Annotated in this window: 18 protein-coding genes and 1 tRNA gene; 12 read left to right on the forward strand and 7 right to left on the reverse strand. The window is 47.5% G+C overall.

Annotated features, from left to right (window positions below; genetic code table 11):
• Positions 1-146 precede the first annotated feature (146 nt).
• Both recJ and N836_RS53735 read left to right on the forward strand, forming a co-directional pair.
• A complete protein-coding gene (recJ, locus tag N836_RS53730; protein ID WP_023073117.1) occupies positions 147-3,383 on the forward strand; it encodes a single-stranded-DNA-specific exonuclease RecJ in 3,237 nt (1,078 codons plus the stop codon).
• A gap of 652 nt (positions 3,384-4,035) precedes the next feature.
• On the forward strand, positions 4,036-5,190 hold the full coding sequence (locus tag N836_RS53735) for a tetratricopeptide repeat protein (RefSeq protein WP_081716869.1): 1,155 nt from the start codon (positions 4,036-4,038) through the stop codon (positions 5,188-5,190).
• Positions 5,191-5,250: 60 nt separating this feature from the next.
• Here the strand turns inward: N836_RS53735 and N836_RS53740 are convergent.
• Positions 5,251-5,323, reverse strand: a tRNA-Ala gene (locus N836_RS53740).
• On the opposite strand from N836_RS53740, the gene N836_RS75855 reads away from it, so the two are divergent.
• Entirely contained in the window at positions 5,291-5,578 is a 288-nt protein-coding gene (locus N836_RS75855) for a hypothetical protein (protein ID WP_152532142.1), read from the forward strand. The two genes, N836_RS53740 and N836_RS75855, sit on opposite strands and share 33 nt — an antisense overlap.
• 1,252 nt (positions 5,579-6,830) lie before the next feature.
• On the opposite strand, the gene N836_RS53745 is transcribed toward N836_RS75855, so the two are convergent.
• Positions 6,831-9,185 carry an NACHT domain-containing protein gene (locus N836_RS53745; protein WP_023073120.1) on the reverse strand — a complete coding sequence of 785 codons (2,355 nt, stop codon included), beginning with the start codon at positions 9,183-9,185 and terminating at the stop codon, positions 6,831-6,833.
• 437 nt (positions 9,186-9,622) lie between these two features.
• Here N836_RS53745 and N836_RS53750 point away from each other — a divergent pair, with 437 nt between their 5' ends.
• The 4 genes from N836_RS53750 to recR all read left to right on the forward strand — a co-directional run bounded on the left by N836_RS53750 (position 9,623) and on the right by recR (position 12,700).
• On the forward strand, positions 9,623-9,958 hold the full coding sequence (locus N836_RS53750) for an NfeD family protein (protein ID WP_023073121.1): 336 nt from the start codon (positions 9,623-9,625) through the stop codon (positions 9,956-9,958).
• Positions 9,959-10,605: 647 nt separating this feature from the next.
• Positions 10,606-11,676: a RuBisCO accumulation factor 1 gene (locus tag N836_RS53755; protein WP_023073122.1), complete on the forward strand. Its 1,071-nt coding sequence runs from the start codon at positions 10,606-10,608 to the stop codon at positions 11,674-11,676.
• Positions 11,677-11,787: 111 nt separating this feature from the next.
• A complete protein-coding gene (locus N836_RS0138200) occupies positions 11,788-12,051 on the forward strand; it encodes a hypothetical protein (RefSeq protein ID WP_051394584.1) in 264 nt (87 codons plus the stop codon).
• 55 nt (positions 12,052-12,106) lie between these two features.
• Complete coding sequence (recR, locus tag N836_RS53760; protein ID WP_031292868.1) at positions 12,107-12,700, forward strand: recombination mediator RecR; 594 nt, start codon at positions 12,107-12,109, stop codon at positions 12,698-12,700.
• Positions 12,701-12,737: 37 nt separating this feature from the next.
• Here the strand turns inward: recR and N836_RS53765 are convergent, their stop codons facing one another.
• On the reverse strand, positions 12,738-13,283 hold the full coding sequence (locus N836_RS53765) for a response regulator (protein WP_023073125.1): 546 nt from the start codon (positions 13,281-13,283) through the stop codon (positions 12,738-12,740).
• Positions 13,284-13,528: 245 nt separating this feature from the next.
• Here N836_RS53765 and lipA point away from each other — a divergent pair, with 245 nt between their 5' ends.
• Positions 13,529-14,440 (forward strand): lipoyl synthase, encoded by a 912-nt coding sequence (gene lipA / locus N836_RS53770; protein WP_023073126.1) that lies wholly within the window; start codon positions 13,529-13,531, stop codon positions 14,438-14,440.
• Between the two features lie 4 nt (positions 14,441-14,444).
• On the opposite strand, the gene N836_RS53775 is transcribed toward lipA, so the two are convergent.
• The gene (locus tag N836_RS53775) at positions 14,445-14,945 is read right to left on the reverse strand and encodes a DUF3122 domain-containing protein (protein ID WP_023073127.1); all 501 of its coding nucleotides are present in this window, start codon (positions 14,943-14,945) and stop codon (positions 14,445-14,447) included.
• A gap of 112 nt (positions 14,946-15,057) precedes the next feature.
• The gene (locus N836_RS0138205; RefSeq protein ID WP_051394585.1) at positions 15,058-16,602 is read right to left on the reverse strand and encodes a tetratricopeptide repeat protein; all 1,545 of its coding nucleotides are present in this window, start codon (positions 16,600-16,602) and stop codon (positions 15,058-15,060) included.
• A 113-nt stretch (positions 16,603-16,715) separates the two neighbouring features.
• Between N836_RS0138205 and N836_RS53780 the strand changes: the two genes are divergently transcribed.
• Both N836_RS53780 and N836_RS77890 read left to right on the forward strand, forming a co-directional pair.
• Positions 16,716-18,023 carry an MATE family efflux transporter gene (locus N836_RS53780; protein ID WP_023073129.1) on the forward strand — a complete coding sequence of 436 codons (1,308 nt, stop codon included), beginning with the start codon at positions 16,716-16,718 and terminating at the stop codon, positions 18,021-18,023.
• Positions 18,024-18,099: 76 nt separating this feature from the next.
• A complete protein-coding gene (locus tag N836_RS77890) occupies positions 18,100-18,228 on the forward strand; it encodes a hypothetical protein (RefSeq protein ID WP_023073130.1) in 129 nt (42 codons plus the stop codon).
• 4 nt (positions 18,229-18,232) lie between these two features.
• Here the strand turns inward: N836_RS77890 and N836_RS53785 are convergent, their stop codons facing one another.
• On the reverse strand, positions 18,233-18,694 hold the full coding sequence (locus N836_RS53785) for a VOC family protein (protein WP_023073131.1): 462 nt from the start codon (positions 18,692-18,694) through the stop codon (positions 18,233-18,235).
• A gap of 193 nt (positions 18,695-18,887) precedes the next feature.
• On the opposite strand from N836_RS53785, the gene metH reads away from it, so the two are divergent.
• Both metH and N836_RS53795 read left to right on the forward strand, forming a co-directional pair.
• The gene (gene metH, locus N836_RS53790; protein ID WP_023073132.1) at positions 18,888-22,553 is read left to right on the forward strand and encodes a methionine synthase; all 3,666 of its coding nucleotides are present in this window, start codon (positions 18,888-18,890) and stop codon (positions 22,551-22,553) included.
• Between the two features lie 166 nt (positions 22,554-22,719).
• Positions 22,720-23,814 carry a YihY/virulence factor BrkB family protein gene (locus N836_RS53795; RefSeq protein WP_023073133.1) on the forward strand — a complete coding sequence of 365 codons (1,095 nt, stop codon included), beginning with the start codon at positions 22,720-22,722 and terminating at the stop codon, positions 23,812-23,814.
• A gap of 56 nt (positions 23,815-23,870) precedes the next feature.
• Here N836_RS53795 and N836_RS53800 read toward each other — a convergent pair whose 3' ends face one another.
• A complete protein-coding gene (locus tag N836_RS53800; RefSeq protein ID WP_023073134.1) occupies positions 23,871-24,665 on the reverse strand; it encodes an MOSC domain-containing protein in 795 nt (264 codons plus the stop codon).
• Positions 24,666-24,719 lie beyond the last annotated feature (54 nt).

Consider the following 24,719-nt stretch of genomic DNA (forward strand, 5'->3'; position numbering starts at 1 on the left):
TTAGCGACCCTCGACAAAATATAGCTTGTATTAATTGCCCATTATCGATACTCTGTAGCAGCTAAACCAGAGTCTGCTAACTCCAAACTACACTCCAGCCTCAACATTTCAACCGCCCATACCCAGCTCATCGCCCATCGATTGTCTTGACCGAACCCACTGCCACCTCCATCGCTACGCAAGCATCGGTCGCTGCTAAGATTCCCCAGCAGCGATGGCAGATTTTTCCACCCCAAGTACAGCAGGCGCAGCGGATGGCAACGGTGACTCAGCTCTCGCCGTTACTGGCCCAGGTGCTAATTAACCGGGGGATTCAAACCCCGGAGCAGGCCTGGCTGTATCTTGATCCGGAAACGCAGCAGCTACCATCCCCCCTGGATGAGTTTCCAGATTTACTGCGTAGCGTAGATCTGCTGGCGACGGCCATTGAGCAGGGGCACAAAATTGCCATCTGTGGTGACTATGATGCCGATGGCATGACCAGTACGGCCTTGCTGCTGAGGGCTTTGTGGCACCTAGGAGCCGATGCTCACTATGCCATTCCTAGCCGCATGCAAGAAGGCTACGGTATCAACCGGCGTATTGTGGAAGAGTTTTATCAGGAAGGGGTGAGATTAATTCTCACCGTAGATAATGGCATTGCGGCCTATGAACCGATTGCTCGGGCGGTGGAGCTGGGGCTAACGGTGATTATTACCGACCACCACGATCTGCCAGAACAACTGCCTCCGGCCCAGGCTATCCTCAATCCAAAACTGTTGCCGACGATTTCTCCTTACTATGGTGTGGCAGGTGTCGGTGTGGCGTATATTCTGGCGGTATGTCTGGCCCAGGCGCTCAATCGCACCCAGGATCTCACGGCGTCATCATTGGAGTTGTTTACCCTGGGAACCATTGCTGATTTAGCTCCCCTGGTAGGGGTTAACCGTCGTTGGGTGCGGCGAGGGCTACAGTTGTTGCCAAAGTCTCGGATTCCAGGGATTCAGGCGCTGATTGAGGTGGCTGGGCTAGATCAGGGTAAAAAGGCCCTCAAGCCTGAAGCGATTGGCTTTCGCCTGGGACCTCGCATCAATGCGGTGGGGCGAATCGCTGATCCGCAGATTGTTATTGATATGCTCACAACTGAAGATGTGGGAATTGCTCTGCAGCGGGCCATGCAGTGTGAAGAGACTAACACCCTGCGACAGCGCATGTGTGAGCTGATTGAAACCCAGGCAGTAGCTTGGTGTGAGCAACAACAGACCCAGGGTAAACTCGACCTGCAACAACAGCGGGTGCTGGTAGTGGTTCAACCCGACTGGCACCACGGCGTGATTGGAATTGTTGCCTCGCGTTTAGTTGAACGCTACGGCGTGCCTGTGTTTATTGGCACCTATGAAGATAAAGAACAAAAAGAAATTCGCGGCTCAGCCCGTGGCATTCCTGAATTTAATGTGTTTGAAGCGCTACAGGCCTGTGATGATTTGTTGGGTAAATACGGTGGGCACCGGGCTGCAGGAGGATTTACCTTTGCAGCGAAAAACCTGCGCCAGGTGACTGCGCGGCTAAGTCATTTTGCTTGTCAACATCTGCAGCCAGAATATCTCAAGCCTCTGGTCACCGTCGATGTTAAAGCGAATCTGGCGGATATTACGCTCAGTCTTTACGAACAAATCGATTGTCTGCATCCCTGTGGTATCCAAAATTCTGAGCCTATGTTTTGGACGCCTTTGGTAAATGTGATTGAGCAGCAGATTGTGGGCAAAGATCGCAGACATCTCAAGCTGACTCTGGCGCACACCCATCCAGAGACACGTCAAGTAACGTCCATTAAAGCCATTGCCTGGCGTTGGGCCGAGTATCATCCACTGCCCCATCAGATCGATATTGCTTACAAAATTCGTCTGAATGAGTGGCAAGGTAAACAATCTGTAGAGCTGGAACTGGTTGGCTTAAAGCTGGCTCAGCCAGACTTGACTGCTGGTTCAATTCCACCTTGGTCAGAAGCCGTGAGTAATGTAGTGGAGACTCCGGTGGCTGGCGATAGTGCACCTGTTAGTGGGAACCCGGTTGCGCAGCCGCTGCCACAGCCGACAGATTCGCTGACGGTTAGCCCTAAACACTCAACGGATCGATCCTTGGAACTCCCTCCGGTGAATGGCCAGAGTCCTAAAGTGGCTGAGCCTGCGCCGATCATCGAGTCCTTCGTATCGTCATCCCAGGCGAGTGCTGTGGATAGTTTGCCAGTGGCGGCTACCCATGCTGAATTTGTTTATAGCAAACGCCGCTACATCAGTACTATTGAACACGACAATTCCCAAGAATTGCAGATTCGTAATTGGGAGGGGCATTTGTTGGTGGTGCAGCTGGTCCAGCGCCGTGGTGTCCTGTATATGCCGAATGAGACGCCTGAAGTGGTGGATTTGTCCGACACTTACTATTTCAATTTGTTGCGGGCTGGGTTAAATGCGCTGGAGCTGAAACAAAAAACGAGCTTGTTAATCCACAAAGATGAGCTACTGGCAGAGCAAAATGCGCTTCTCCAAGAAAAGGATAGTCAAATCGCGACGCTCAACCAGCAAATTCAAATGCTAGAGGATAAGATTACTCAGCTGTCTGAGGAAAAGCAGACGGCATTTCAGCAGTTGCAAACGGAACTGCAACAGCAGCAGGCCGCGATCGCAAACCAGGAAGCCCATATTGTCCAATTACAAACCGATCAACCCCGGCGGACAGTGCCGCCCCCCGATCCCACCGTCATCAAGCAGGAGGTACGTAAGGCCCTGGGTGATAGCGTTTGGTTTTGCATGCAGCCAGATTCCCAAAAGGAGCTTTGCTCCGCCTATCGCACGTATCACATGCTGGAGTCCGAGGGGGCAGATCCTGATATTGCCGATTATTCAGAAGCCGGAATGCGTCTGAGCGCTGCTGTGGAACGTGAAGTAATGCAGCCGTTTTTTACAGACCTCTATGATTTTGTGCGATTGGAAGGTACTACGACTATTGGTGAAGTTAGCCTGGGTCCTAACCAGCAATACACCCTAGCCATGATGCCATCCTTGCTAGCAGAGCAGTGGCGCACGCTCAAACGCGATGCCCTAACGCAGCCACAAGCAATGCCAGAAAAGCAGCTCTATCAAACGTTTAAGCATTCAAATAGCTTAAATCGTCGTGATCGCGACCTGCTCACAGAATTTTTTGAGCAGTGGGAACATCCGATGGCGGTTTGCTTTGGTCAAAAAGGTAAACAATCGGCGGCCAGCTTAGACCAAATCAGCCGATTACAAACGATTGCGGCCCAGGGTGAAAGTTTTTTCTACGATTGGCATTACAAGTTACTGCGGCAGCTGGTCGTCGGTGGGGCTGATCGACGCGGTTTATTTCGGCAGATTTACGGAGGATAAACCACAATTTCAAGTACACATCTGTCAAGACCTGTGGATAACTTACTTGCGTCTTTGGGTGCAAGATATATGGATTTTTTTTGAAATATAAAGATAGCTAAAATTTTTGCATGCCAATGCCTTGAGGACTTCTAGCTGCTTAAATTCTTTAGTTTATGTCGGATTAAAGGTCAACGATAATAGCTGACTTCGTAGAATTTCCACAAGTTTTCCACAGAGTTTCCACAGGTTTTCCACAGAGTTTTCCACAGGGGTAATAATGTGCGGAAATTGTCCGTAATTTAGTCGACGCAAAATATATCTGTATGACCAACCATAATTAATTCATGGGGAGTGGTCATAAGCAGTGCAGGTCAACCTAACCGTTTCGAGAATGATCGATACCATGGTTGAAGATTTCAGCTAACTAAATATTGAGTAATGTAGTTATGTTTGATCAAAGTGGGGACCCTGGACCTGTGTGTCGATGTACACATATTTATGTGTTGTCATATACAGAGAGGCTATTCTCTGCCGGTCAATATAAGTCTGAATTTCTATTGGATGTGACGGCTATCAGTGCCAATCCGATGTCCGGTCTCTATCCTTAAAATTTGTATAACTAAGTGATACGACCCCTGCGTGCTTTTGCCGTATAAATACATAGATACTGATGATGAGTGGTCAAGTTATTGATGTTGCTGATACCAGCTACCTATCCCATGAGCAGGATAACCGCTACCGGCTGGAGATCAAGATTTGCGATCGCATCATTCAACGCTATCCCTACCACTACCAGGCTTGGAACTATCGTAGTTACTTATTAGCCAGTGTCGGTCGATATGAAGCAGCCGTCGAGAGCTATCGGCACACCTTATCGCTGAAGTCTACGGAACATCGCGTATGGTGTAACTACGGTGCTGTTCTTGAAAAGCTAGAGGCATTGGACGAAGCGGCAAAGTGCTACAACCACGCCCTCAAGCAGGCTCCGTTCTATTTCAAGGCCCAGTATCGCAAAAGCAAAAATCTGCATCGAAGGGCCTTGTATGGCGAAGCTATTGTGAGTTACGACCAAGCCATTCAGTTACGACCTGATTTTTATAAAGTTTGGTACTATCGCGGCAAAGCGATGCTGCAGCTCGATCGGACCGAGCAAGCCATTGCCAGCTTTAATAAAGCCGTTGAACTTTATGATGGCGATGGCAAAGTCTGGTTGGTCTTAGGGCGTACCCTGCTACAGGTGCACAAGTATCAAGATGCGCTCAGAGCTTTTAATTATGCGATTCAGCTTGAGCCCGACAATGCTGGCCTTTGGAGCTATCATGCGGCGACGATGAAGGCACAAGGTAATTTGGAAGATGCTTTAGCCAGCCTTGAGCATGCGGTGGCATTAGACCCCGATGAATCTCGATTTTGGCACCTGCGCGGATTGGTGCTGTTAGAACTCGATCAGCTGGAGGTGGCAGAATCCAGCTTTACTACTTCATTAAAGTTGCAAGCCTATAACTACCAGGGCTGGTTGGCTATGGGCTGGACGTTGCAAAAGATGGGGGATTTTAGTCGGGCCATCGAAGCATACGATAAATCCCTGGCAATTGAACCCGATCAGCCGTTTGCGTTTTACAACCAGGCTCGCTGTCATGCTCGGTTGGGGCAGGATACATGGGCCGTGGAGCATTTACGCCGGGCCATGTCATTAGATCCTAATATTTATACAGAGCGAGCCCATGCAGACCCATTACTGCAGGCTATTTTGCATGACATGGAGAATGACGATAGTAGCGAAGATTTAGAGGAAATCGAGCTGATTACGTTGGATTCCCATTGATTTGATTTGAAGAAAAGTTGTGTGGACGCTCCGTAAAACGCCTTCACAAACTTAGATATATGGAGCTAAGCGGGCTCGAACCGCTGACCCCCTGCATGCCATGCAGGTGCTCTACCAGCTGAGCTATAGCCCCTTGGGTCTAATTAATAATCTCTTGCTAAGAGCTTACCGTCAAGGGATTTTTCTGAGGCGTTTGCGATCGCTACGGCAAGCAAGGGTTAAACATGCTGCGATCGCGGATCAATCTGAGTTCTCAGCCGGTTCTAGAAATGCCTTGAGTTTCTATAAGCATTCAGATAGTGTAAAGCGGATTTATTCCCTGTGTCTTAGACTTTCTCCGCAACCTTGGCAAGTCCTCGCTCCAATTGGCATAGCTAATGAAAGGTGATTAGCACCATTGAGAACCCTGAAACGTTGCTACTTCAAACATTGTCCTTATTGCCCCGTCCTTATTCCTCCATCCTTTGCTATCGAATCTTGTTTGCGTGATCAAAAACACTCCTAAAACTAATAAAGATCACAAAAATTGCATCGGAATTAATAGGTAAAGTCCCGTTTCTATAAATAGAACATCCAATGCTCCCTCGCCAAAGCCCTCATGTTTGCCCTACTCGCTGTTAATCCATCAGGATTTTATTTATGTAACTCACTGCTCTCGGTACACATCAATCTTCTGTTGCACAAACTATCAGAATTAGGAGCAAGCTGGTCCTACGTACGCATGAGAGTTGTGGCTGCGTGGATCAGCCAGTGAATTTACAAGAGATTTTTGCATCATCAGTCCAGCCTTGCCGTCACAGTATCGGGTACCCAGTATGACGGGCTGTTTTTCAGTGTTGAATCCAGTAGAGTAGACGTCATGTAGCCTCTGACAAAACTGTCAGAGGCTTTTTCTTTTGTTGTCAAACTGTTGGGCATTGCGGCTCCACACTATGATGTCATCTGCAAGATACTGATATGTAGCGTTGCTAATAGAGCGGTTCCTTTTTTCAACAGCAATGGCAACCTTTGCAGTCATCGTGCCTACCCCAGCCGCATCCTGCTACCAATCGTTAGCGATTGCTTGTGCGTTGGACAAGCCACGGAATCGTACGCTGATTGCTTAAATCCGACCACTGTAAAATAATGGCTATAACTGTCAGAACCGTTTAATCTAGAGGCTTACAGAGATCAACTACAATCGCAACAGCCTCGAAATTGATGGAAAATGTCAAGAAAAATACATGTGTTTACATTTATTCATATACTATTGTATTTAACAAGAATTGCTGATATCTATTGCATTCTAGGCTCCTTTCAGCGAGTCCAGTCTAGATGGATCTGGGGCGCTTATCGAATCATCATTTTTTTAGTAAGACAGTCAGTTGGTCTTGTTACTGTGCCTTTGTTAAATCTCTTTGTTATGCAGAATTGTACCCAAGATCATGTAGCCGTCTGTTGTGCAGAGCTTCCTGTGGCATCACCTCTACAAAATGTTGTGCCAGCTGCATGTATGACCATTGGGGTAGTGCTATGTGTGTGGCTGGGGTTTCCCTGCAGCGGGTTTCGTCAGTCCGGAACTTGCTATCCCCTGTTAAATAATAACTCTCACTCAAGAGTGCATTAGTAGTTGTAACATCACTGTCTGTGTGCAATTGCTGTCATACCTTGTCGATAGGTAGGAGTATACTGAGATTGATCTCCTCACGCACTTTACGGCTGACATAGCAGTCTTCCTTGAGGCATTGTGCTAGTAGCTTATTGACATCATAGTACTCTTTTAGCGTTCGTATTTCAGAGTCTGTAAAATTCCAACAGTGGCCTATATTTCTATGCTCTAGAATAATGGTTCTGAAGTTATCAATCCATTGATTAAAGTCCTTAAGCCACCACTGTTCAGATACTTCTATTTGATTGGGAAAAGACTTTCTCAAATCTACTAGTTTTTCTTGTAGCTCAATTTCAAATGCTTTTGAAGCGCACCGATCCATACATGAGATAACACTCTTATGGCTTTTTCTGAGGTTAGAGCTTGTTATCCTTTTCCTTGTATTTGAATTGAGAACATTATACTTAATGATGCTTGCCTGAATTTCAAGACATCGATTCAATACTTTTATAAGCTCTGAATCTAGTGAGAGATCTTGGCTTACACTTCGCTTTTTAGGCATAACGCTATTTTTGACTATTAAATTAAAATAAAAAACTTTGCCAATAGCCTGCAGACTTGATATATCTTTTTTACTTTTGATTGATACCGACTTATCATTGAGCCAGGCAAGAAATGAGCTGATTTTTTCATTTTCTTCAACGATTTTGTCGATCTCATTTTTTATTAGTTTAATTAGATAGTCTGCTTGAGGCAGCATACATGCAACTAGTAGAAAAACTTCCTGCCATCGGTAGTCATTGATATGAACAGCTAATGAATTTAGCAGTTTGTTTTGTTCTTGAGGATCTAGAGTTTTGACAATTTTTAGGCTGACAAAATACTCATGGAAAGTGCGATGAGAGAAGGAATAAATTCCTTTTGCTACCTCAACGATTAATCCATGTTGAGCGATCATTGATTGTAATACTGAGTTACAGTCAAGCTCAACTTCTTCTGGTGAGTCGATAGATCTTGGCAGGTTGGAAATATAATCCCTGATTTCGTTTTCAATAGTTTCCTTTTTAAATAAGCCTTCATTTTTTTCAAAAGTTGCATAAGCTATTTTTCCAAGTAAATCTTCTTTTTTATGTTTAGAGAGCTTTCTATAGGTTTCAGGTCTTTCTACAGCTCTACTGACATCCCACTTACGTAGTAAAACATCTAGACCTTCTTGATATAACTCAGCTTGATTTTTAGGGAATTCCTCTGACTCTTCAAAAACTATGCATAGTAATGTCAGCAATAAGGGATTGGTGGCGAGTTCGCTAATTTCTTGATCATCTTTAAGTCTATTAATAAATTTTTTGGTTTTTTGAGGTGATTTTTTGGTCGCAAACCAGTTACTGACAAATATAGAAATTTGCTCCTCAGTAAAATCACAGACTTCGACCTCTAAAAAATTCTCAAATTTATACTCACTAGCCGCTAATCGGCATGTGAGTATAAATCTATTTTGACTAAATAGCTGTGATAATTCTTTTATTTGTCTGATGACACGATTGAAATTTTCTTTTCTAACCTCATCCAATCCATCAAAAAGAAATATGACTCTTGATTCTTGTAGAAGTTTGCTAAAAATCCCTTTGTTGATATTGTGGTGATTTAACTCATTTTCGATGTGTGTTTTAAGATCGGTATCATTATCTTGGTCTTGAAAATCCTTGAGAGAAACAAAAATAGGCACATGTCCAGATAAAATTTCCGATCTATTTGTAAAGGTGGCAATATATTTTAGGAACGTTGTTTTTCCGGCTCCCGGCCTACCAAGAATCATGAGCTTTGAACAATTTTGAAGGAGTTCAATTCCTGATATTTTTTCTTCTTCAAATAACCTCGATATATTAAATTTAGGATTGTTTTTCTGAGCGCGTTTTTTGATTTTTTCCACCAAGTCTGATAGTTCTATTCGCCTTTGAGATGGGATCTGATTTGTGATCTTAACTTCTGTAAAAATATCTTTGACCTCAATAGGTCTACTCATATCAAGAATTTGTATTTGCCCACATCTAGCATTGATCAGATTTTGAGTGTTCTGTTGTGCTTCTTGTACTAGGTCATCTATTGCTGCGTTGAGAAGTTGAGATGCATTTTTGATTTTTGGATGTGCTTTTTGGTACATTTCCAGCACTTCAACAAAGAGGAGTTTGGCCTTCCCAGGAAAATTTCCAGAAGGAACATTGAACTTTCTATAGACCTGTGTCATTCGAGAACTATATCTGTCTCTTGAAATATTTAGTTCTTTAGCAACGACTAAATCTGTTAGCTGAATATTGGTAAGACGTGCTACGAATGCCTCCTTTTCAAATGAGTTTAAGCCTTTTTTATCGGCTACTGTCTCAAGGTAGGCGCGAGGGATAGAAAGCATGTTCAGGAACTTGGACAACTCACATCTGTTATAACACCGTATTTAGTTGATGTAACATTGTCTCATTGTCTAGAACTAGGTTTCTTTGCCCTCTCAGTAAAGAGAGCAGAAGATATGAGAATGAGGATTAATTCTTACAACTGAAAAATTCTGATATGCATTTTGGTCTGATAATCATCATTCAATTTAGATGTGTGTAAAAGATATTTAAGGTGTATGTAAGCCGAGATAGTCGTAAGTCAACAGGTATGTCAGCGATAAATATGCGAGTCTTGGTATTAATGAGTTCCTGATAAATCGTTGCAATATTTTGGAGTGATGAAAAAGCATGTATCTGTGTAAAGTGCTTTTTGAAATTGCTCAGATCCTGTAGAGATTTTTTTGCTAGCTAGAAGAGTTATTCCGCTACGTTTATTAACCTGCACTGGCTCAGATATATGACTCATTTAATAGAACAGTATTGGTGTGATCGGTCTATCTGCCCACATCGAGAGTTTATAGCACTAACCATTCGTGGCAATTTCAATGTGAAGGGCAACTTTGATGAGGAGCAAAGGCCTTGTTTATCCACTGCTGATGTTTGTTTGAGAGACATTGGTGTGGTTTACACAGAAATTACTGCCTTTAAAAAAGGTGTGGTGAGGCTAGATGACCATTGGTGGTGGTTTGCATGGTCTAACAGTGATATGACCATCGCACCAGGGCAACAAGTTCGTGTTACCGGCCTTGTTGGTTATACGCTGCTGGTTGAAGAGATTCCGTGCACGCAATAAGTCTCGTCGTGATTGAACCTTATTTCACATCAGGTGCCAGATAATGAAAGAAAATACCTCGAACGATTCTTATACTTTATATACCTGCCCAAAATGTTTGAATCCATCTTTGCTCAATGTGAGTTCGAACCTTTATCAGTGTCTTGTGTGTAGTAATTCGAAGAGTTCTTCTGAATAGCAACAGAATAGCGATGGATTTCCTGTTTTATTGCTTTTATTTATTACGTTATTCTTTTCGTTGCACTTGTTGTGATGATGAGATGTCTGTTTGATTCCACAATGCTGCTTGGAGAGAATCAAGGTGATTGCATGGTCTAATCTGCTGGCCGCTTAAATGGATCGATAGCCTCGACCTTAGTTACCTGTTTTGTAATTAGGTTTGGGGCCTACGATTGACCAAACTGGAATCTCTGTTGCCTTAGGTGTCAGGAAATCGATACTGTTTCGATGCGTGATTTCATGATCTGAACCTCAGACAATAAGCCTTGTTATCTGGGGATTGATTGGTGGCTAGAGCTAGGATGTGTGCGATCGCATCTCTACCTATCCATCCCCTGCCCTCTGGCGTAAAAAAAAGTAGTGACTCTTGTGTCGTCGTTAGCTATCCGCGATAAAGTCGAAACACACTTTTCGTCTGACGATATACGATGACCACCCCTGCTCACAATTCATCCCCAGCAGATACGGAGGCTTTACTCCTGCAATTGCGGCGTAAGCAAGGCACCTGGGTTGACTGGGCAACGGCCTGTCAAGCCTTACAAAAGGCTGGCATGTCCCCTCAACAAATTTTTGAAGGAACCGGGTTTGAGCCGATTCAGCAGAATCAGATAGTTGTAGCGGGGCAGGTGTATCAATCTATTACTGGTGGCGCTGTATCAGATTCCGTATTAAAGCACTTTACAACTCGGGGGAGTGATTCGCTCTACGAGCTGCGAATTTTGTCCAAGGACGATCGGGCTAAGGCTGTTCAGTTTATCTATGATCAAGGACTTGATTCTGAGCAGGTGCGTGATGTAGCTAAAGCGCTGAAGGAATATGGGTATCGTAGCGATCTGCCGCCTGGGTTTACGAATCATCCAGGGGATGCGGTTGCTTTCTCCTACTGGAGTTTGGCACGGCAAACATCTGACTTACAGGCCCGGTCGCGGCTGATTGCCCAAGGTTTGCGCTTTGCCCATAGTATTGGAGCTCGTGAAGCGATTGAAAAACTGCTGACCGATTTTGCGGTTGTCAAGGCTAAGCCCATACCTCGGTTACCCCTATTTCGGATAGAAACGGATACTGATGTACCCTGTGTGGTGCCGATGATCGGGCAGTGGCCAATATCGGCTGCGGATTTTCAGTCAGTGCCTAAAATGGAGCCAGAGGGCGCGTTTGGTGTGGTGCAATCCTCTGGTGAACAGGCCTGGGTGCCTGTACCGGGATGGCAAGTAGTGCTGACGGCGCAGGATGCGATCGCATTTCTTATGCCGTTCAATGCATTGCCAAATCAATCCGGCAGCACAGTTTCTGAGGCAGTTTTGGTAATTGTCGATCGACAGCAGCAAACCTGGGATGACAGTAGCTATTTTGTCGTTGATGAGGGTAGCCAGCTGACGATGTCTTGGTTTGACACTGAGCCCAGTGTGTCCCTGTTAGGTCGCCTGATCGTAATTGTTCGACCTAAAAAAGTGCTGGATGAATCCTATACCCAAGAACTTTGGCAAATTGACGAGTAGCTACGGCTGATTTGCAAATTCAACAGTCAATTAGCGGTTGCCAAAACCAGTATGGTTCAGGGAAAAAGTCATGCCAACGATCGCAGTGCCAACCTATAAGGAGTAAGAACGATGGCTTTAGAACGTCGACTATCGCGGGCAATGTTTGAGGCAACTGAGCTGGTAGAACTACGACAGATCTGTTTTACCCCAGGCCGTGTGTTTGAACCCGGTAAGTACATTACTGGAGATTTACCAGATGTGGCATTTACGATGGGGCTGGTGGAAAAACTGCCCCCAGTGCGCGGTAAGAGTGAAGAAGTCGCTGATTTAGAGGACGTTACTGACACAACTCACGATATCAGTGAAAACGTTGCTGATACAACTCACGAATAGCGCTTGTATGGCACCAAAAACATGACAGAGGATAGAAGAAAGAGGAGTTAGTTTTATCTATACACGTCCGTTAGCAAAATTAATTGAGGAACTTCAGCGCCTGCCGGGTGTGGGTCCGAAAACGGCTCAGCGGCTGGCATTGCACATTCTCAAACGTCCTGAAACTGAAGTGAGAGCTCTGGCTCAGGCGCTTGTAGATGCTAAGCAGCAGGTGGGGCAGTGTTCCATCTGCTTTCATCTATCGGCAGATCCGGTGTGTGATATCTGTCGCTCTATGCGTCGGGATAATCAAACTATCTGTGTGGTGGCTGATTCCCGTGATGTGATTGCCATTGAGCGTACTCGAGAGTTTAAGGGCAAGTATCATGTGCTGGGGGGCCTGATTTCACCGATGGATGGCATTGGGCCAGAGCAACTAAATATTGGTCAGCTGGTCCATCGAGTCAACAAAGATGACATCGCAGAAGTGATTTTGGCCATTAGCCCCAGTATTGAGGGAGATACGACGACACTCTATGTGGGGCAGCTGATTAAACCATTTACCAAAGTGACTCGTATTGCCTTTGGTCTGCCCATGGGAGGTGATTTGGAATATGCAGATGAAGTAACCCTGGCCCGAGCGTTGGAAGGACGTCAGGCTTTGGGTTAGGGGGTGTCTATTGCCCACACTGCAAACAAGACTCTATCTACCGCAGCTTTTGTTTGATAAAGGCTAGAATCTTGGCGGTCTGGTTTTTGAGCATGGCTACTTCTTTTTGGAGGGTGGCCACTTGCTGCTTTAAGGCTGCGATCTCAGCGGCACTGTCGCCTCCTGCTGCAGGAGCAGCCGTGGCAGTAGTGGTGGGGCGTACTTTACGTGCCTTCACCATAGATGTCTTAATGGCTTCAATTAGTTCTTTTTGCTCAAAGGGTTTTTGAATGAACTCAAAATATTCAAACGGACCTTGAATTTTTTCAGTTACCTCCTCTCGCCGACCAGACATGAGCACAAGGGGGATTTTCTGCAGCTCTGGAGAGGCTTGAATTTCTTGAAAGACTTCCCACCCACTCATGCGCGGCAGCAAAAAATCAAGCATGATCAGGTTGGGCTTCTGGCTGCGAATAGCATCTAATCCTTCAACCCCATCGGTGGCTTCAATCACCTCGAAGTTACCCTGGGGCAACATATCCCGGACGCGCATGCGGATGACCCGACTATCGTCGATAACTAAAATCTTATGACTTGCTGCCACGACTAACTCCTAATAATAGATAGCTACAGTGTAGGTAAAAGGGGCGTTACGAATAGTTCTCTAATCTAGTAACCATATAAAGCCATGTTGCCCAGGTCGGCAACGATGATAAGTCTGACCCTGACTAGTTTCTAAGAATCATATAGGATCAAAAAGGCGATGGGAGGCTTCTATGGGTTCACCATTGTTTCTATGCTCGTGTAATGCCGAGGATACCCAGCCTAGTTTAGAAAGCTGATTGCGTCATGGAAAGTTTATCTCAAATGCGTTCCGGCAGTGCTGCTAGACCTGAGATTGTTCAGCTGCCTGATTGGCTGAGGCGACCGATTGGTCGAGCCAGTGAGCTGTCGACGGTACAAAAAATCATTAAACAACGGCAGATCCATACGATTTGTGAGGAGGGCCGATGTCCCAATCGAAGTGAGTGCTACGCCAATAAGACGGCTTCATTCTTATTGATGGGACCTACCTGCACCCGTGCCTGTGCTTTTTGCCAGGTGGATAAGGGCCATGCGCCCATGCCTGTAGACCCGGAAGAACCGCAAAAAGTGGCCGAGTCGGTTAAATTGCTGGGGTTGAAGTATGTGGTGCTGACATCGGTGGCGCGGGACGATTTGCCGGATCATGGCGCTGGCTGGTTTGTGGCGACGATGACGGCTCTTCGTTCTGTCAGTCCAGATACTCAAATCGAGCTGCTCACCCCCGATTTTTGGGGGGGGCCTAATCCTGTAGAAAAGCAGCGTCAGCGGCTCAGGGTGATCGTGGTGGCAAAGCCTACTTGCTTTAATCACAATGTGGAAACGGTTGAGCGTTTACAGGACCCGGTGCGGCGTGGGGCTAAGTATCGCCGTTCCCTAGAAGTATTGCGCTATGTGAAAGAGCTGGATGCGACGATTCCTACTAAGTCGGGTCTGATGCTAGGCCATGGTGAGACTGAGGATGAACTGGTGCAGGCGATGAAAGATTTACGGGCTGTGGGGTGCGATCGCATTACCCTGGGCCAATACATGCGGCCATCCCTGGCCCATCTGCCAGTGCAGCGCTATTGGACTCCTGAAGAATTTGACCAGCTGGGGGAAATTGCCCGTGGTTTGGGATTTTCTCAAGTTCGTTCAGGGCCGTTAGTGCGTAGTTCCTACCACGCGGGTGAGGAATAAACGCCTATTCAATTGTTTGCGCTACCAGTTCTCGCCATTCTTTCACTGCGTAGGGCGGCACAATAATTTCGCTAGCGGCTTTACCCTGCAACGGAACTGCCAAGGTCAATGGGATCGCTTTCTGCAAATCGGTCATGACATCCGTAACGTCATACTGATTGGTGTTGCTGGGTAAAGCGGGGGTAGGAGGATCAAGTTTGGGATTGGCCTGCCACCTGAAGGCTGTGCCGGTGTCGATGGTTAATGGCTTTTGGGGGGCGATATCCACAACACCGGGGAAGCCCACCAAGCGTAGATACATGCCTTCTAGTCCGTCGGGACGGTAGCGTTTGAATAAAATGGCCTGCCAGGAAAGGTCATTACGATCGCGCAGGCTTTGTTGAGATCGCACCGTTGTTTGCCCTGGACGCTCATGATACACATGTACCGAGGCTAATGCCGGAGGTGTGGCCAGAAACAAGTGCACACACAGACAAACAACAACGCCAACCAGCCGCAAAACCATGGAATCTACTCAGTTCATAAGGTCTCTTTTAGGATAAATCCAGAGTCCGGTGGATGCAGCCTGATCCAACGTGAAGACATTCCCCCATAAAACCTCGCCACGTTGCATGGACCTAGAGTTTGCTCAACGCATCCAATACGAGACGATAGCGAGTAGCCTCATTATTGGTCAGGTAGAGACTGCCTGCTTGTTCCAGGTCAGTGATGGCAGCCCCTCGATTGCCCATACGTGCATTGGTAATGCCACGATAGTAAAACACATCTGGATCTAAGACATTGGCGGTAATGACAGTAGAAAAGTCTGTGTAAGCGCTCTGGTAATTGCCTGTTTCATAGTGGAGGCGACCACGGTTGGCATATGCTTCCCACTGGGTATTGTCCAGATCGATGGCGGTGCTGTAGTCGCCCAGGGCGCTAAACCGATCGCCAAGTTCGGCAAAAGCATCTCCCCGCGCTGTGTATAAGGGGGCGTATGCGGGGTTTAGGGCGAGGGCGGCGGTAAAGTCTGCGATCGCAGCTCGCTGTTCGCCTATTTGCAAACGGACCTCGCCTCTCTGGTAATAGGCCCCAGCCGAATCTGGCGATAGGGCTAGCACCTGACTAAAGTCGCGAATGGCGGCAGTCGTATTGCCCAATGATGCATAGACCTGTCCACGAAATAAATAGGCATTGGCATTACTGGGTGCTAACGCCAGCACCTGATTCAGATCGGCTATAGCGGCCTGGGGCCGATCTTGGGAAATCAGTACAAAACTGCGGTTATAGTAGGCTTCTGCATTGGTGTCATCCAACTCAATTGCCCGGTTAAAATCCCTGAGCGCTGCACTGGTTTCGCCCATAGTGTAATAAGCTGCTCCCCGGTTGAGAAAGGCTTCTGGGTAGTTTTCTTGCAGAGTGATAGCTTGAGTAAAATCGGTAATGGCTCTGTCAGAATTGTTGAGTGCTTTGAAAACCAGTCCGCGATGAAAGTAAGCGGAGGCACTATCGGGATCACGTTGGAGCGCATCATCCAGATATTCCAACGCGATTTGTTGATTACCCTGTTCAGAGGCGATCAGCCCGCGATAAATGTAAGCGGTCGCTATGTCCGGGTCTGTCGCGATCGTGCGGTCAAAGTCTTCGATGGCACGGTCAGTGTTGCCAAGGTCATAGTAAAGAATGCCTCGATTGAGATAGGCGGCACTATAGTTAGAATCAATCTCGATAGCCCGGTTGTAGCTATTTAGGGCGGCGGATGTGTTTTCTAGCCGTGCCAAGGCGGCCCCACGAAATAGATAGCTAGGGGCATAATCCGCGTTTAGGCCAATGGCGGCATTAAATTCTGCGATCGCGGCTTCATCGTTGCCATTGCGATATTCCTCCAGACCGGCATTAAAGCGATCAAGATAATTGTCTGCTGTTTCGTCTTCTTCGGGCACGTCAGCCTCATCTGCAGGGATGTCCTCAGCAGGAGTTTCATCTAGCTCCTCGGGTAAAACAGGTTCTATAAACGCTGGCTGGGCTGCTGGCGGCGCTTCCGCTTCAGGTTCTTGAAAAATGACGCCTTCTTCATCCAATGCTTCGACTTCAGTCGTGCTAATGATTTGAGCCATGCTAGAGGCCGGAATATTGCCCAAGAAAGCTAATGTGCTCAGACATATGAGAGCAAATCGGTTCATAATCATTCCTCTTAACCCCGTATCTGCGTGCGTTTACTAAAACTTACCCAGAGTCAGGACGAGAGTTTCTAGTTGACCAATTAATGTTGATGTAAACAGGGATCTACGTTTTTATGAAGCCGTCTTGGTTAGCGGATTTTGGACGACTGGCGATCGCAAATATCGCTTCAAATTTAATGGTCCCCTTGGCAGGGTTGATCGATACTGCATTTCTCGGGCACCTGGCCGATATTCGTCATCTTGCCGGAGTGGCTTTGGCGACGGTGCTCTTTAACTTTATCTACTGGAGCTTTGGCTTTTTACGCATGGGCACCACCGGGCTGATCGCCCAAGCTGTGGGTAGAGGTGATGGGGCTGAGCAATGGCGTGTAGGATTACGGGCATTGATGGTGGCCCTAACGTTGGGACTGCTGATTTTAATCGTGCAAACGCCGCTGCGGCTGATCGGCTTTGCCATTCTTCAGGCTGATGTGGATGTACTGGATGCCGGTCTGGCTTTTTATCAGGGGCGAATTTGGGGGGCACCAGCGGTGCTGATGAACTATGTCCTGCTGGGCTGGTTTTTGGGGCAGGGGCAGGGACGGCGGGTGCTCGTACTCGCAGTAGTCGGTAATGGGGCGAATGTTTTGCTCGACTATTGGATGATAGTGCGCTTGGGGTGGGATAGCTACGGGGCTGGGTTAGCCACAGCTTTGAGCCAGTACGCCATGCTACTGGTGGGTGGCTTGCTGCTTTCGCGGGCGCTGCCCTGGGCTCAGATTTGGCAGCAGCGGCTGAGCTTGTGGAGCCGTCGCGCAGTTGCCAGGTTATTTCGCCTCAATCGCGACATCATGGTACGAACCTGGGCCTTGCTGGTGAGTTTTGGGCTGTTTACTAATCTCAGCGGGGGGATGGGCACCGAGACTCTGGCTGTGAACACACTGCTGCTTCAGGCACTGATGTTGGTTACCTATTTTCTAGATGGGATTGCCTTTGCCACTGAGGCCTATGCCGGACAGTTTCACGGTCAAGGGAAAGAGTCTGAGCTACGAGCCCTGGCCAGGGTTGGCAGTGGGCTTAGTGTCGGGTTGGGGATGGGAGTTGCGATCGCATTAATCACCTTTCCCCAAGCGGTGTTTGGTTTGCTTACCGATCACCAAACAGTTTTGACTCAGCTTAACCAATACGTCTTTTGGCTGTTACCCGTATTTAGCTTTGGAGCCATTGCCTTTATGTTAGACGGTTACTTTCTGGGGCTGACTTCTAGCATTGTTCTACGCAACTCCACTATCTTGGCCACAGGTCTAGGATTCATGCCTTTAGCTTTGATGGCCTATGTTCGAGAAAGTCCTAGTTTGCTTTGGTTAGCCATGACCTGCTTTATGGCAGTCCGAGCCTTCACTCTAGTCTGGGCTGTCCCCGCCAGTCTGAAATCCAGCTAGACACTAGTGCAATCGCTACAATTAATCTGTTGTAACGTGGTTCCTTACTATAGCTGAGCGTTTTGAACAAGAGCGATTGGCTCAGGAGCAGGCTCAGATTCAAATCATCACTGCTGCACAAAATCCGTTAGACACAGGAATGCCCAAAGCGCAGATTATCAGTATTCTCAACTTGACTGCCGAACAGGCACAGCAGCTAGGCTAAACCCTCACTGAGGATCGCAGCGAATTTCCAATAAGAAGCCATCGGGGTCATAGAAATAAATACCGCGTCCGGTGGGTCTACTGACAGGTCCGTGGTCGATCAATATCTGATGCTGCTTAAGCATCTCAACAGCGTGATCAAAGAGCTCAGGTGCAATATCAAAAGCCATATGGTTGGCCCGAGTAAATTGCTGGGTTGGATCAGGACTAGGGGGGCCTAAATCGGGTTCACCAAAAAGATCCAGGATGGTGCCATCGGGTAGACGAAAGTTAGACACTTTACCCTGGGTAACGAGCTTAACCAGCGTTTCAGGCACTTCATTGCCCGTAAGCTCATGCAGCCCCAAAATCGAGCCATAAAAGTGTCGGGATGTCGCCATATCGTTAACGTTGAGGGCAATGTGATGGACTCCACGGAGCGTATTAGGGCTGAGTCCTGTGCTCTTTCTGTCAATTGATAACGTCATGCCACTGCACCAGATTGCATTGGTCTTACTTTAGCGAATCATTGATTGGTCGGGTTCTACGTTAGCTGCGGCTGTGTTCAGACCCAAAAACTATCGATAGCTTTCATATCCCCAAAGTATCCTGCCAATCTATGTATCAATAAGGTCGATAATAATAGATATAGTCTCCGCTTCGTTAACTGCTTTGATAGCTATGAACAGTACTTTCCTCGAACGTCTGCATAGTCCTGAACGGCCCGTAATTGTCTTTGATGGGGCAATGGGTACCAATTTGCAGGTCCAGGAACTGACTGCCGATGACTTTGGTGGGTTGGAGTATGAGGGCTGTAATGAATATTTGGTGGTCACTAAACCTGAGGCTGTGGCGAAGGTCCATCGCGATTTTTTGGCAGCTGGTGCAGACGTAATTGAAACGGATACCTTTGGCGGCAGCACCTTTGTCTTAGCAGAGTACGGACTGCAGGATCAGGCCTATGAGATGAATAAGATAGCTGCAGAATTGGCCAAGCGCTGCACGGCTGAATTTTCTACACCTGAAAAGCCTCGTTTTGTGGCTGGTTCCATGGGGCCAGGGACAAAGTTACCTACTCTGGGACACATTAGCTACGATGAATTGCTGGCAGCATTTATGGTCCAGGCAGAGGGGCTATACGACGGCGGCGTTGATCTATTTATCGTCGAGACCTGTCAGGATGTGTTGCAAATTAAGGCGGCCCTGAATGCGATTGAGGCAGTCTTTGAAAAGAGAGGCGCTCGGTTACCACTGATGGTATCGGTGACCATGGAAACCACCGGGACTATGCTGGTAGGCTCTGATATTACGGCAGTGGTCAGTATTCTAGAGCCCTACCCCATTGATATTTTGGGTCTCAACTGTGCAACAGGCCCAGATCTGATGACCGAGCATGTGAAATATTTGTCGGAAACGTCTCCCTTTGTGGTTTCCTGTGTACCAAATGCGGGACTACCGGAGAATATTGGTGGTCATGCTCACTATAAGCTGACGCCGATGGAGCTGCGGATGGCGTTGCATCGGTTTGTGGAAGATTTGGGTGTGCAGGTGATTGGTGGTTGCTGTGGTACGCGGCCTGAACACATTGCCGCACTAGCGGAGATTTCGCAAGAACTGTCTCCGAAGACGCGAGAGATTAGAATATCGCCATATTTGACTGGGACAGACGCTTTCCTAACTTCATCTGCGGCAGGGCAGAGTCCACAACAAGTTCGCCCAGCGTTAAACTATACGCCTGCAGCGGCTTCGATTTATGGGGCACAACCCTATGAGCAGGATAATTCGTTCTTGATTGTAGGCGAGCGCTTGAATGCCAGCGGTTCGCGGAAGGTGCGGGAGCTGCTGAATGAGGATGATTGGGATGGGTTAATTGCGATCGCAAAACGCCAGGTTAAAGAAGGAGCCCACATCCTTGACGTTAACGTAGACTACGTCGGCCGCAACGGAGAAGCTGACATGCACGAGATTGTGTCTCGCCTCGTGACCAATGTCACCTTGCCACTCATGCTCGACTCCACCGAGTGGACCAAAATGGAAGCTGGTCTCAAGGTGGCTGGAGGTAAGTGTATCCTCAACTCCACGAACTATGAAGACGGTGATGAGAGATTTTTCAAGGTCCTGGAGTTAGCCAAAACCTATGGTGCAGGTGTCGTCATTGGCTGCATTGATGAGGACGGCATGGCTCGTACTGCCGAGAAGAAATTTCAAATTGCTCAGCGTGCCTATCGCGATGCTCTCGAATATGGGTTACCGCCCCATGAATTGTTCTTTGATACTCTGGCGCTTCCCATTTCAACGGGCATTGAAGAGGATCGAGAGAATGCTAAAGCAACTATTGAAGCGATTAACCAGATTAAGGAGAATCTGCCCGGTGCACATTTCATGTTGGGGGTATCTAATATCTCCTTTGGTCTCAGTCCAGCTGCCCGTATCACCCTGAACTCAATGTTTTTACATGAAGCAATGCAGGTGGGCATGGATGGTGCCATTGTTTCAGCCGCCAAAATCTTACCCCTGATCAAGATTGACCCAGACCATCAGAAGATCTGTAAAGATCTGATCTATGACAGACGAGCATTTGATGGCGATATTTGTACTTATGATCCCTTAGGAGAGCTGACAACACTCTTTGAAGGAGTCACCACTAAAGACGCCCGCTCGTCTGCATCGCTGGCAGACTTACCGATTGAAGAACGTCTAAAGCAGCACATCATTGACGGTGAACGCATTGGGCTTGAAGATGCATTGCAGTTAGCTTTAGACAGTGACTACGAGCCCCTGAAAATCATTAATACTTTCTTGCTCGATGGCATGAAAGTTGTGGGCGAACTCTTTGGTTCTGGGCAAATGCAGCTACCGTTTGTGCTGCAATCAGCTCAAACAATGAAGGCGGCGGTGGCATTTCTAGAGCCGCTGATGGAAAAAGAAGACGGCCAAGATGACAGCGGCAAGGGTAAGTTTCTGATTGCTACGGTCAAAGGGGATGTGCACGATATTGGTAAAAATCTGGTGGATATTATCCTCACCAATAATGGCTATAAAGTGATTAACCTGGGTATTAAGCAGACCGTGGATGCAATTGTCACTGCCTATGAGGAGCACCAGCCCGACTGTATTGCCATGAGCGGTTTGCTGGTGAAGTCCACCGCTTTTATGAAAGAGAATTTGTCGGTATTTAATGAAAAGGGAATTTCTGTCCCTGTCATTCTAGGCGGTGCGGCTTTGACACCTAAGTTTGTCTATGGTGACTGCCAGGATACTTACCAGGGCCAGGTGATCTACGGTAAAGATGCCTTTGCTGATCTCACCTTTATGGATCGACTGATGCCAGCGAAAAAAGAAAATAACTGGCAAGATAGCACGGGTTTTATCGGAGATTATGCTCAATACAATCAGAAAGGGCGTAAAGCGATTGAGCAGGCTGAAGCTGCATTAAATGGCGGTGTTACCCCAGCAGAAAAGCAAGAGCCTGAGGTGATTGATACCAATCGCTCTGAAGCCGTTGATATTGATATTCCTCGCCCCACGCCGCCTTTCTGGGGGACTAAAGTGCTCAATCCTGAAGACTTTGATATGGATGAGCTTTACTGGTATCTCGATCTGCAGGCATTATTTGTGGGTCAGTGGCAATTTCGTAAGCCCAAAGCTCAAACTCGTGAAGAATACGATGGGTTTTTAGCCGAGAAGGTCCATCCTATCCTGGCTGAATGGAAGCAAAAGGTTAAAGAGGAAAATCTGCTGCATCCCCAGCTAATTTATGGTTACTTCCCCTGTACTGCTGAAGGTAACTCTGTACACGTTTATGATCCTGCGGTTATTGAGCAAGGACTGACGCCTCAGGATTCTGAGCCCCTGTTTACCTGGGAATTTCCGCGTCAGCGCTCCATGCGCCGTTTGTGTATTGCTGATTTCTTCTTACCCAAAGATCAGAATCAGTTTGATGTTTTTCCGATGCAGGCGGTTACGGTTGGTCAAATTTCAGCCGACTATGCTCGCCAGTTATTTGCGGAAGATAAGTACACTGACTATCTCTATTTCCATGGTTTGGCAGTGCAAACGGCTGAAGCCATGGCTGAATGGTGTCACGTGCTGATTCGTAAGGAGTTAGGCTACGCCGATCAAGATCCCGATAATATACGCGATATGCTGGCCCAGCGCTATCAAGGCAGCCGCTATAGTTTTGGCTATCCAGCTTGCCCCAATGTGGCTGACCAGGCCAAGCAGCTAGACATTTTGGGGGTCGATCGGATTGGCATGACTATGGATGAAAGCGAGCAGCTTTATCCTGAAGAATCAACAACGGCGATCATTACATATCATCCTGTTGCTAAATATTTCAGTGCGTAAGCTGTGTCACAGCAAAAATTGTGTCCTTTTGTTCGTAGCCGCCAACAAAAAGTGGGTATGTTACAAATAAGTGCTGAGGGGTAAAAACGTAAGATTTCTACGATTGTTACTTGCTATCTAAGTAGAAATCTGTATTTTGAAGAAGTGTGTTGATTAGCTAGACGTTTTGCCAAACATTCCCCGACGAGAGACTGGTCCGCTGCACTCTGCGCTGCGTCAGACGCTATATACCACCTATTGCGAACAGCAACCGTTGCGACGGCTGTCTCGTACGTTTTCACCACTCGAATTTATTCGTTTTCTCAGCTATATCAACTTCCACACGATTCGAGCCGTGATGCATGCAACGCTGCGGCGACGATTGCCTAGCTTAGCCTCTGAAATGGCTTACAATGCCATGCTCGGCCTTTTTCCTGGCATTCTGGCGATGTTGACCGCCATTGGCCTGGTTAACTCCTTAGAAAATACGTTTAACCGCCTGGCTATGAGTCTGAGTGAAATTGCGCCAGGGGCGGTTACTGAGCTCATTCAGGATTTTGCGGCTGAGGTTACCCAAGGGGGGAATCGGGGGTTATTTTCCTTGAGTTTTGGTATTTCTTTGTGGGCGTCATCTGGGGCCATCAGTGCAGCCATGCGTGCCCTTGATGAAATCCACCAGATTCCTGTTGAGGAGCGACGCCCCTTTTGGAAATCGCGGATTTTATCGATTGGTCTGACCATCGGTACGATCTTGCTGCTCATGACGGCTTCGTATCTTGTCTTTATTAGTGCAGGTGTTATTAAGCTGCTGGCTCAGCAAAGTGGCGATACCGTGGGTGTATGGGTTCTGCGCGTTTGGGAATTACTGACATGGCCGCTGGCTCTGAGTATTGTGTCGTCTGCGTTTGCTTTTGTCTATCGCTTTGGTCCTAGCCGCTGGACCCGTGGCAAACCGTTGATGCCGGGAGCAGTTCTGGCCGCGCTTTCTTGGGCTCTGCTGTCAGCCTCATTCCGCATGTATGTGGCTCAATTTGGGAACTACAACAAGGTTTACGGTGCCGTTGGTACGGTGATTGTGCTGCTGCTATGGTTATTTCTGACCTCGCTGGTGATGCTGATTGGCGATCAGCTCAATGTCATTGTTGGTGAACTGATGCTCCATAGCCCTCGTATGCCCCTTGTCCGGCGCAGGCATCACGCTCCAGCACCTCCTGGTTATCGCACCTCAAACCATTTGCCTAGCTTGGATAAGTCGACAATTAACAAAGAACGGCATCGATGATAACGCCAAAACTCCGTCGGGGCATTGCATGCAATGCCCCGACGGAGTTTTGATTCCTATGCCAAAATCTTCACCGCATCACCCACATTCAACGTCCCTTCACTGTGGGCAATCAAATTCTGGCCAAACCAAATCGCATGCTCCCAACGGCGATAGGTGGCTAATGTCTTGAGGGGTTCTTTGCCTTGTTCACCTGTGGATTGCTCTACGCCTGGAATAGAGCAGCGAGAGCAAGCTTTAGCCACATCAAAGACAATGTCGCCGATTTGAATCTGCTGCCAGGTATCCTCGGCAAATGGCTCGCAGCCAGTGACCACTAAGTTTGGTCGAAACCGATTCATTGGCACTGGCTGTTCTAGACGATCATTTAAATCTGCTAGGGATGCTTCAGAGATGAGCAGGAACGGATAAGCATCCGCAAAACTGTTGGGTGTTTCAAATCGCCCATGGTCGCTGGGGCGATGGGTACTGTCAGGCATGTACGCTAGCTGAGCGTCAATGCCCAGAAAATTGCTCAGCCACTGAGCAGCCTGATCTCCCATGGACCAGGCGGTACATTGATCGCCCCACACCTCTACGGATAGTGGTTGGGCGGCGGGCACTGCTGGCAGTTCTAAGGAGGCGTCAGCTATACCGGCAATACTCAAATGTAAGGTCTCATCAACGGCTACCTGAATAAGCGCCATTTTTGGGAACTTACGCTGGGTTAGAAATTTGCCGTTGCGATCACACACCATCCAGCGGCGGTCATGCTGCAAGCCTCGACTCGTTACCTGCGACTGACTCAAACTTACTCCTGCCGCTGACTTAATGGGATACGTAGTCAACCCACTCAGCTTGATCACAGACATCGTAATTCTCCTAAAAGACGGTTATCCGACCAGCGAATCCCCTGGTTCAATCGT

Source organism: Leptolyngbya sp. Heron Island J (assembly GCF_000482245.1).
In the GTDB taxonomy this organism is placed as follows: domain Bacteria; phylum Cyanobacteriota; class Cyanobacteriia; order Phormidesmidales; family Phormidesmidaceae; genus Leptothoe.

What these genes read in the sequence shown, in the direction of transcription:
- N836_RS53755 (WP_023073122.1), top strand. Translation starts at nt 10,606, where the DNA reads ATGACCACCCCTGCTCACAATTCATCCCCAGCAGATACGGAGGCTTTA.
- N836_RS53780 (WP_023073129.1), top strand. Translation starts at nt 16,716, where the DNA reads ATGAAGCCGTCTTGGTTAGCGGATTTTGGACGACTGGCGATCGCAAAT.
- N836_RS0138200 (WP_051394584.1), top strand. Translation starts at nt 11,788, where the DNA reads ATGGCTTTAGAACGTCGACTATCGCGGGCAATGTTTGAGGCAACTGAG.
- N836_RS0138205 (WP_051394585.1), bottom strand. Translation starts at nt 16,602, where the DNA reads ATGAACCGATTTGCTCTCATATGTCTGAGCACATTAGCTTTCTTGGGC.
- N836_RS75855 (WP_152532142.1), top strand. Translation starts at nt 5,291, where the DNA reads ATGCAGGTGCTCTACCAGCTGAGCTATAGCCCCTTGGGTCTAATTAAT.
- N836_RS53750 (WP_023073121.1), top strand. Translation starts at nt 9,623, where the DNA reads ATGACTCATTTAATAGAACAGTATTGGTGTGATCGGTCTATCTGCCCA.
- N836_RS53785 (WP_023073131.1), bottom strand. Translation starts at nt 18,694, where the DNA reads ATGACGTTATCAATTGACAGAAAGAGCACAGGACTCAGCCCTAATACG.
- N836_RS53735 (WP_081716869.1), top strand. Translation starts at nt 4,036, where the DNA reads ATGATGAGTGGTCAAGTTATTGATGTTGCTGATACCAGCTACCTATCC.
- N836_RS53745 (WP_023073120.1), bottom strand. Translation starts at nt 9,185, where the DNA reads ATGCTTTCTATCCCTCGCGCCTACCTTGAGACAGTAGCCGATAAAAAA.
- N836_RS53775 (WP_023073127.1), bottom strand. Translation starts at nt 14,945, where the DNA reads ATGGTTTTGCGGCTGGTTGGCGTTGTTGTTTGTCTGTGTGTGCACTTG.
- N836_RS53800 (WP_023073134.1), bottom strand. Translation starts at nt 24,665, where the DNA reads ATGTCTGTGATCAAGCTGAGTGGGTTGACTACGTATCCCATTAAGTCA.
- metH (WP_023073132.1), top strand. Translation starts at nt 18,888, where the DNA reads ATGAACAGTACTTTCCTCGAACGTCTGCATAGTCCTGAACGGCCCGTA.
- lipA (WP_023073126.1), top strand. Translation starts at nt 13,529, where the DNA reads ATGGAAAGTTTATCTCAAATGCGTTCCGGCAGTGCTGCTAGACCTGAG.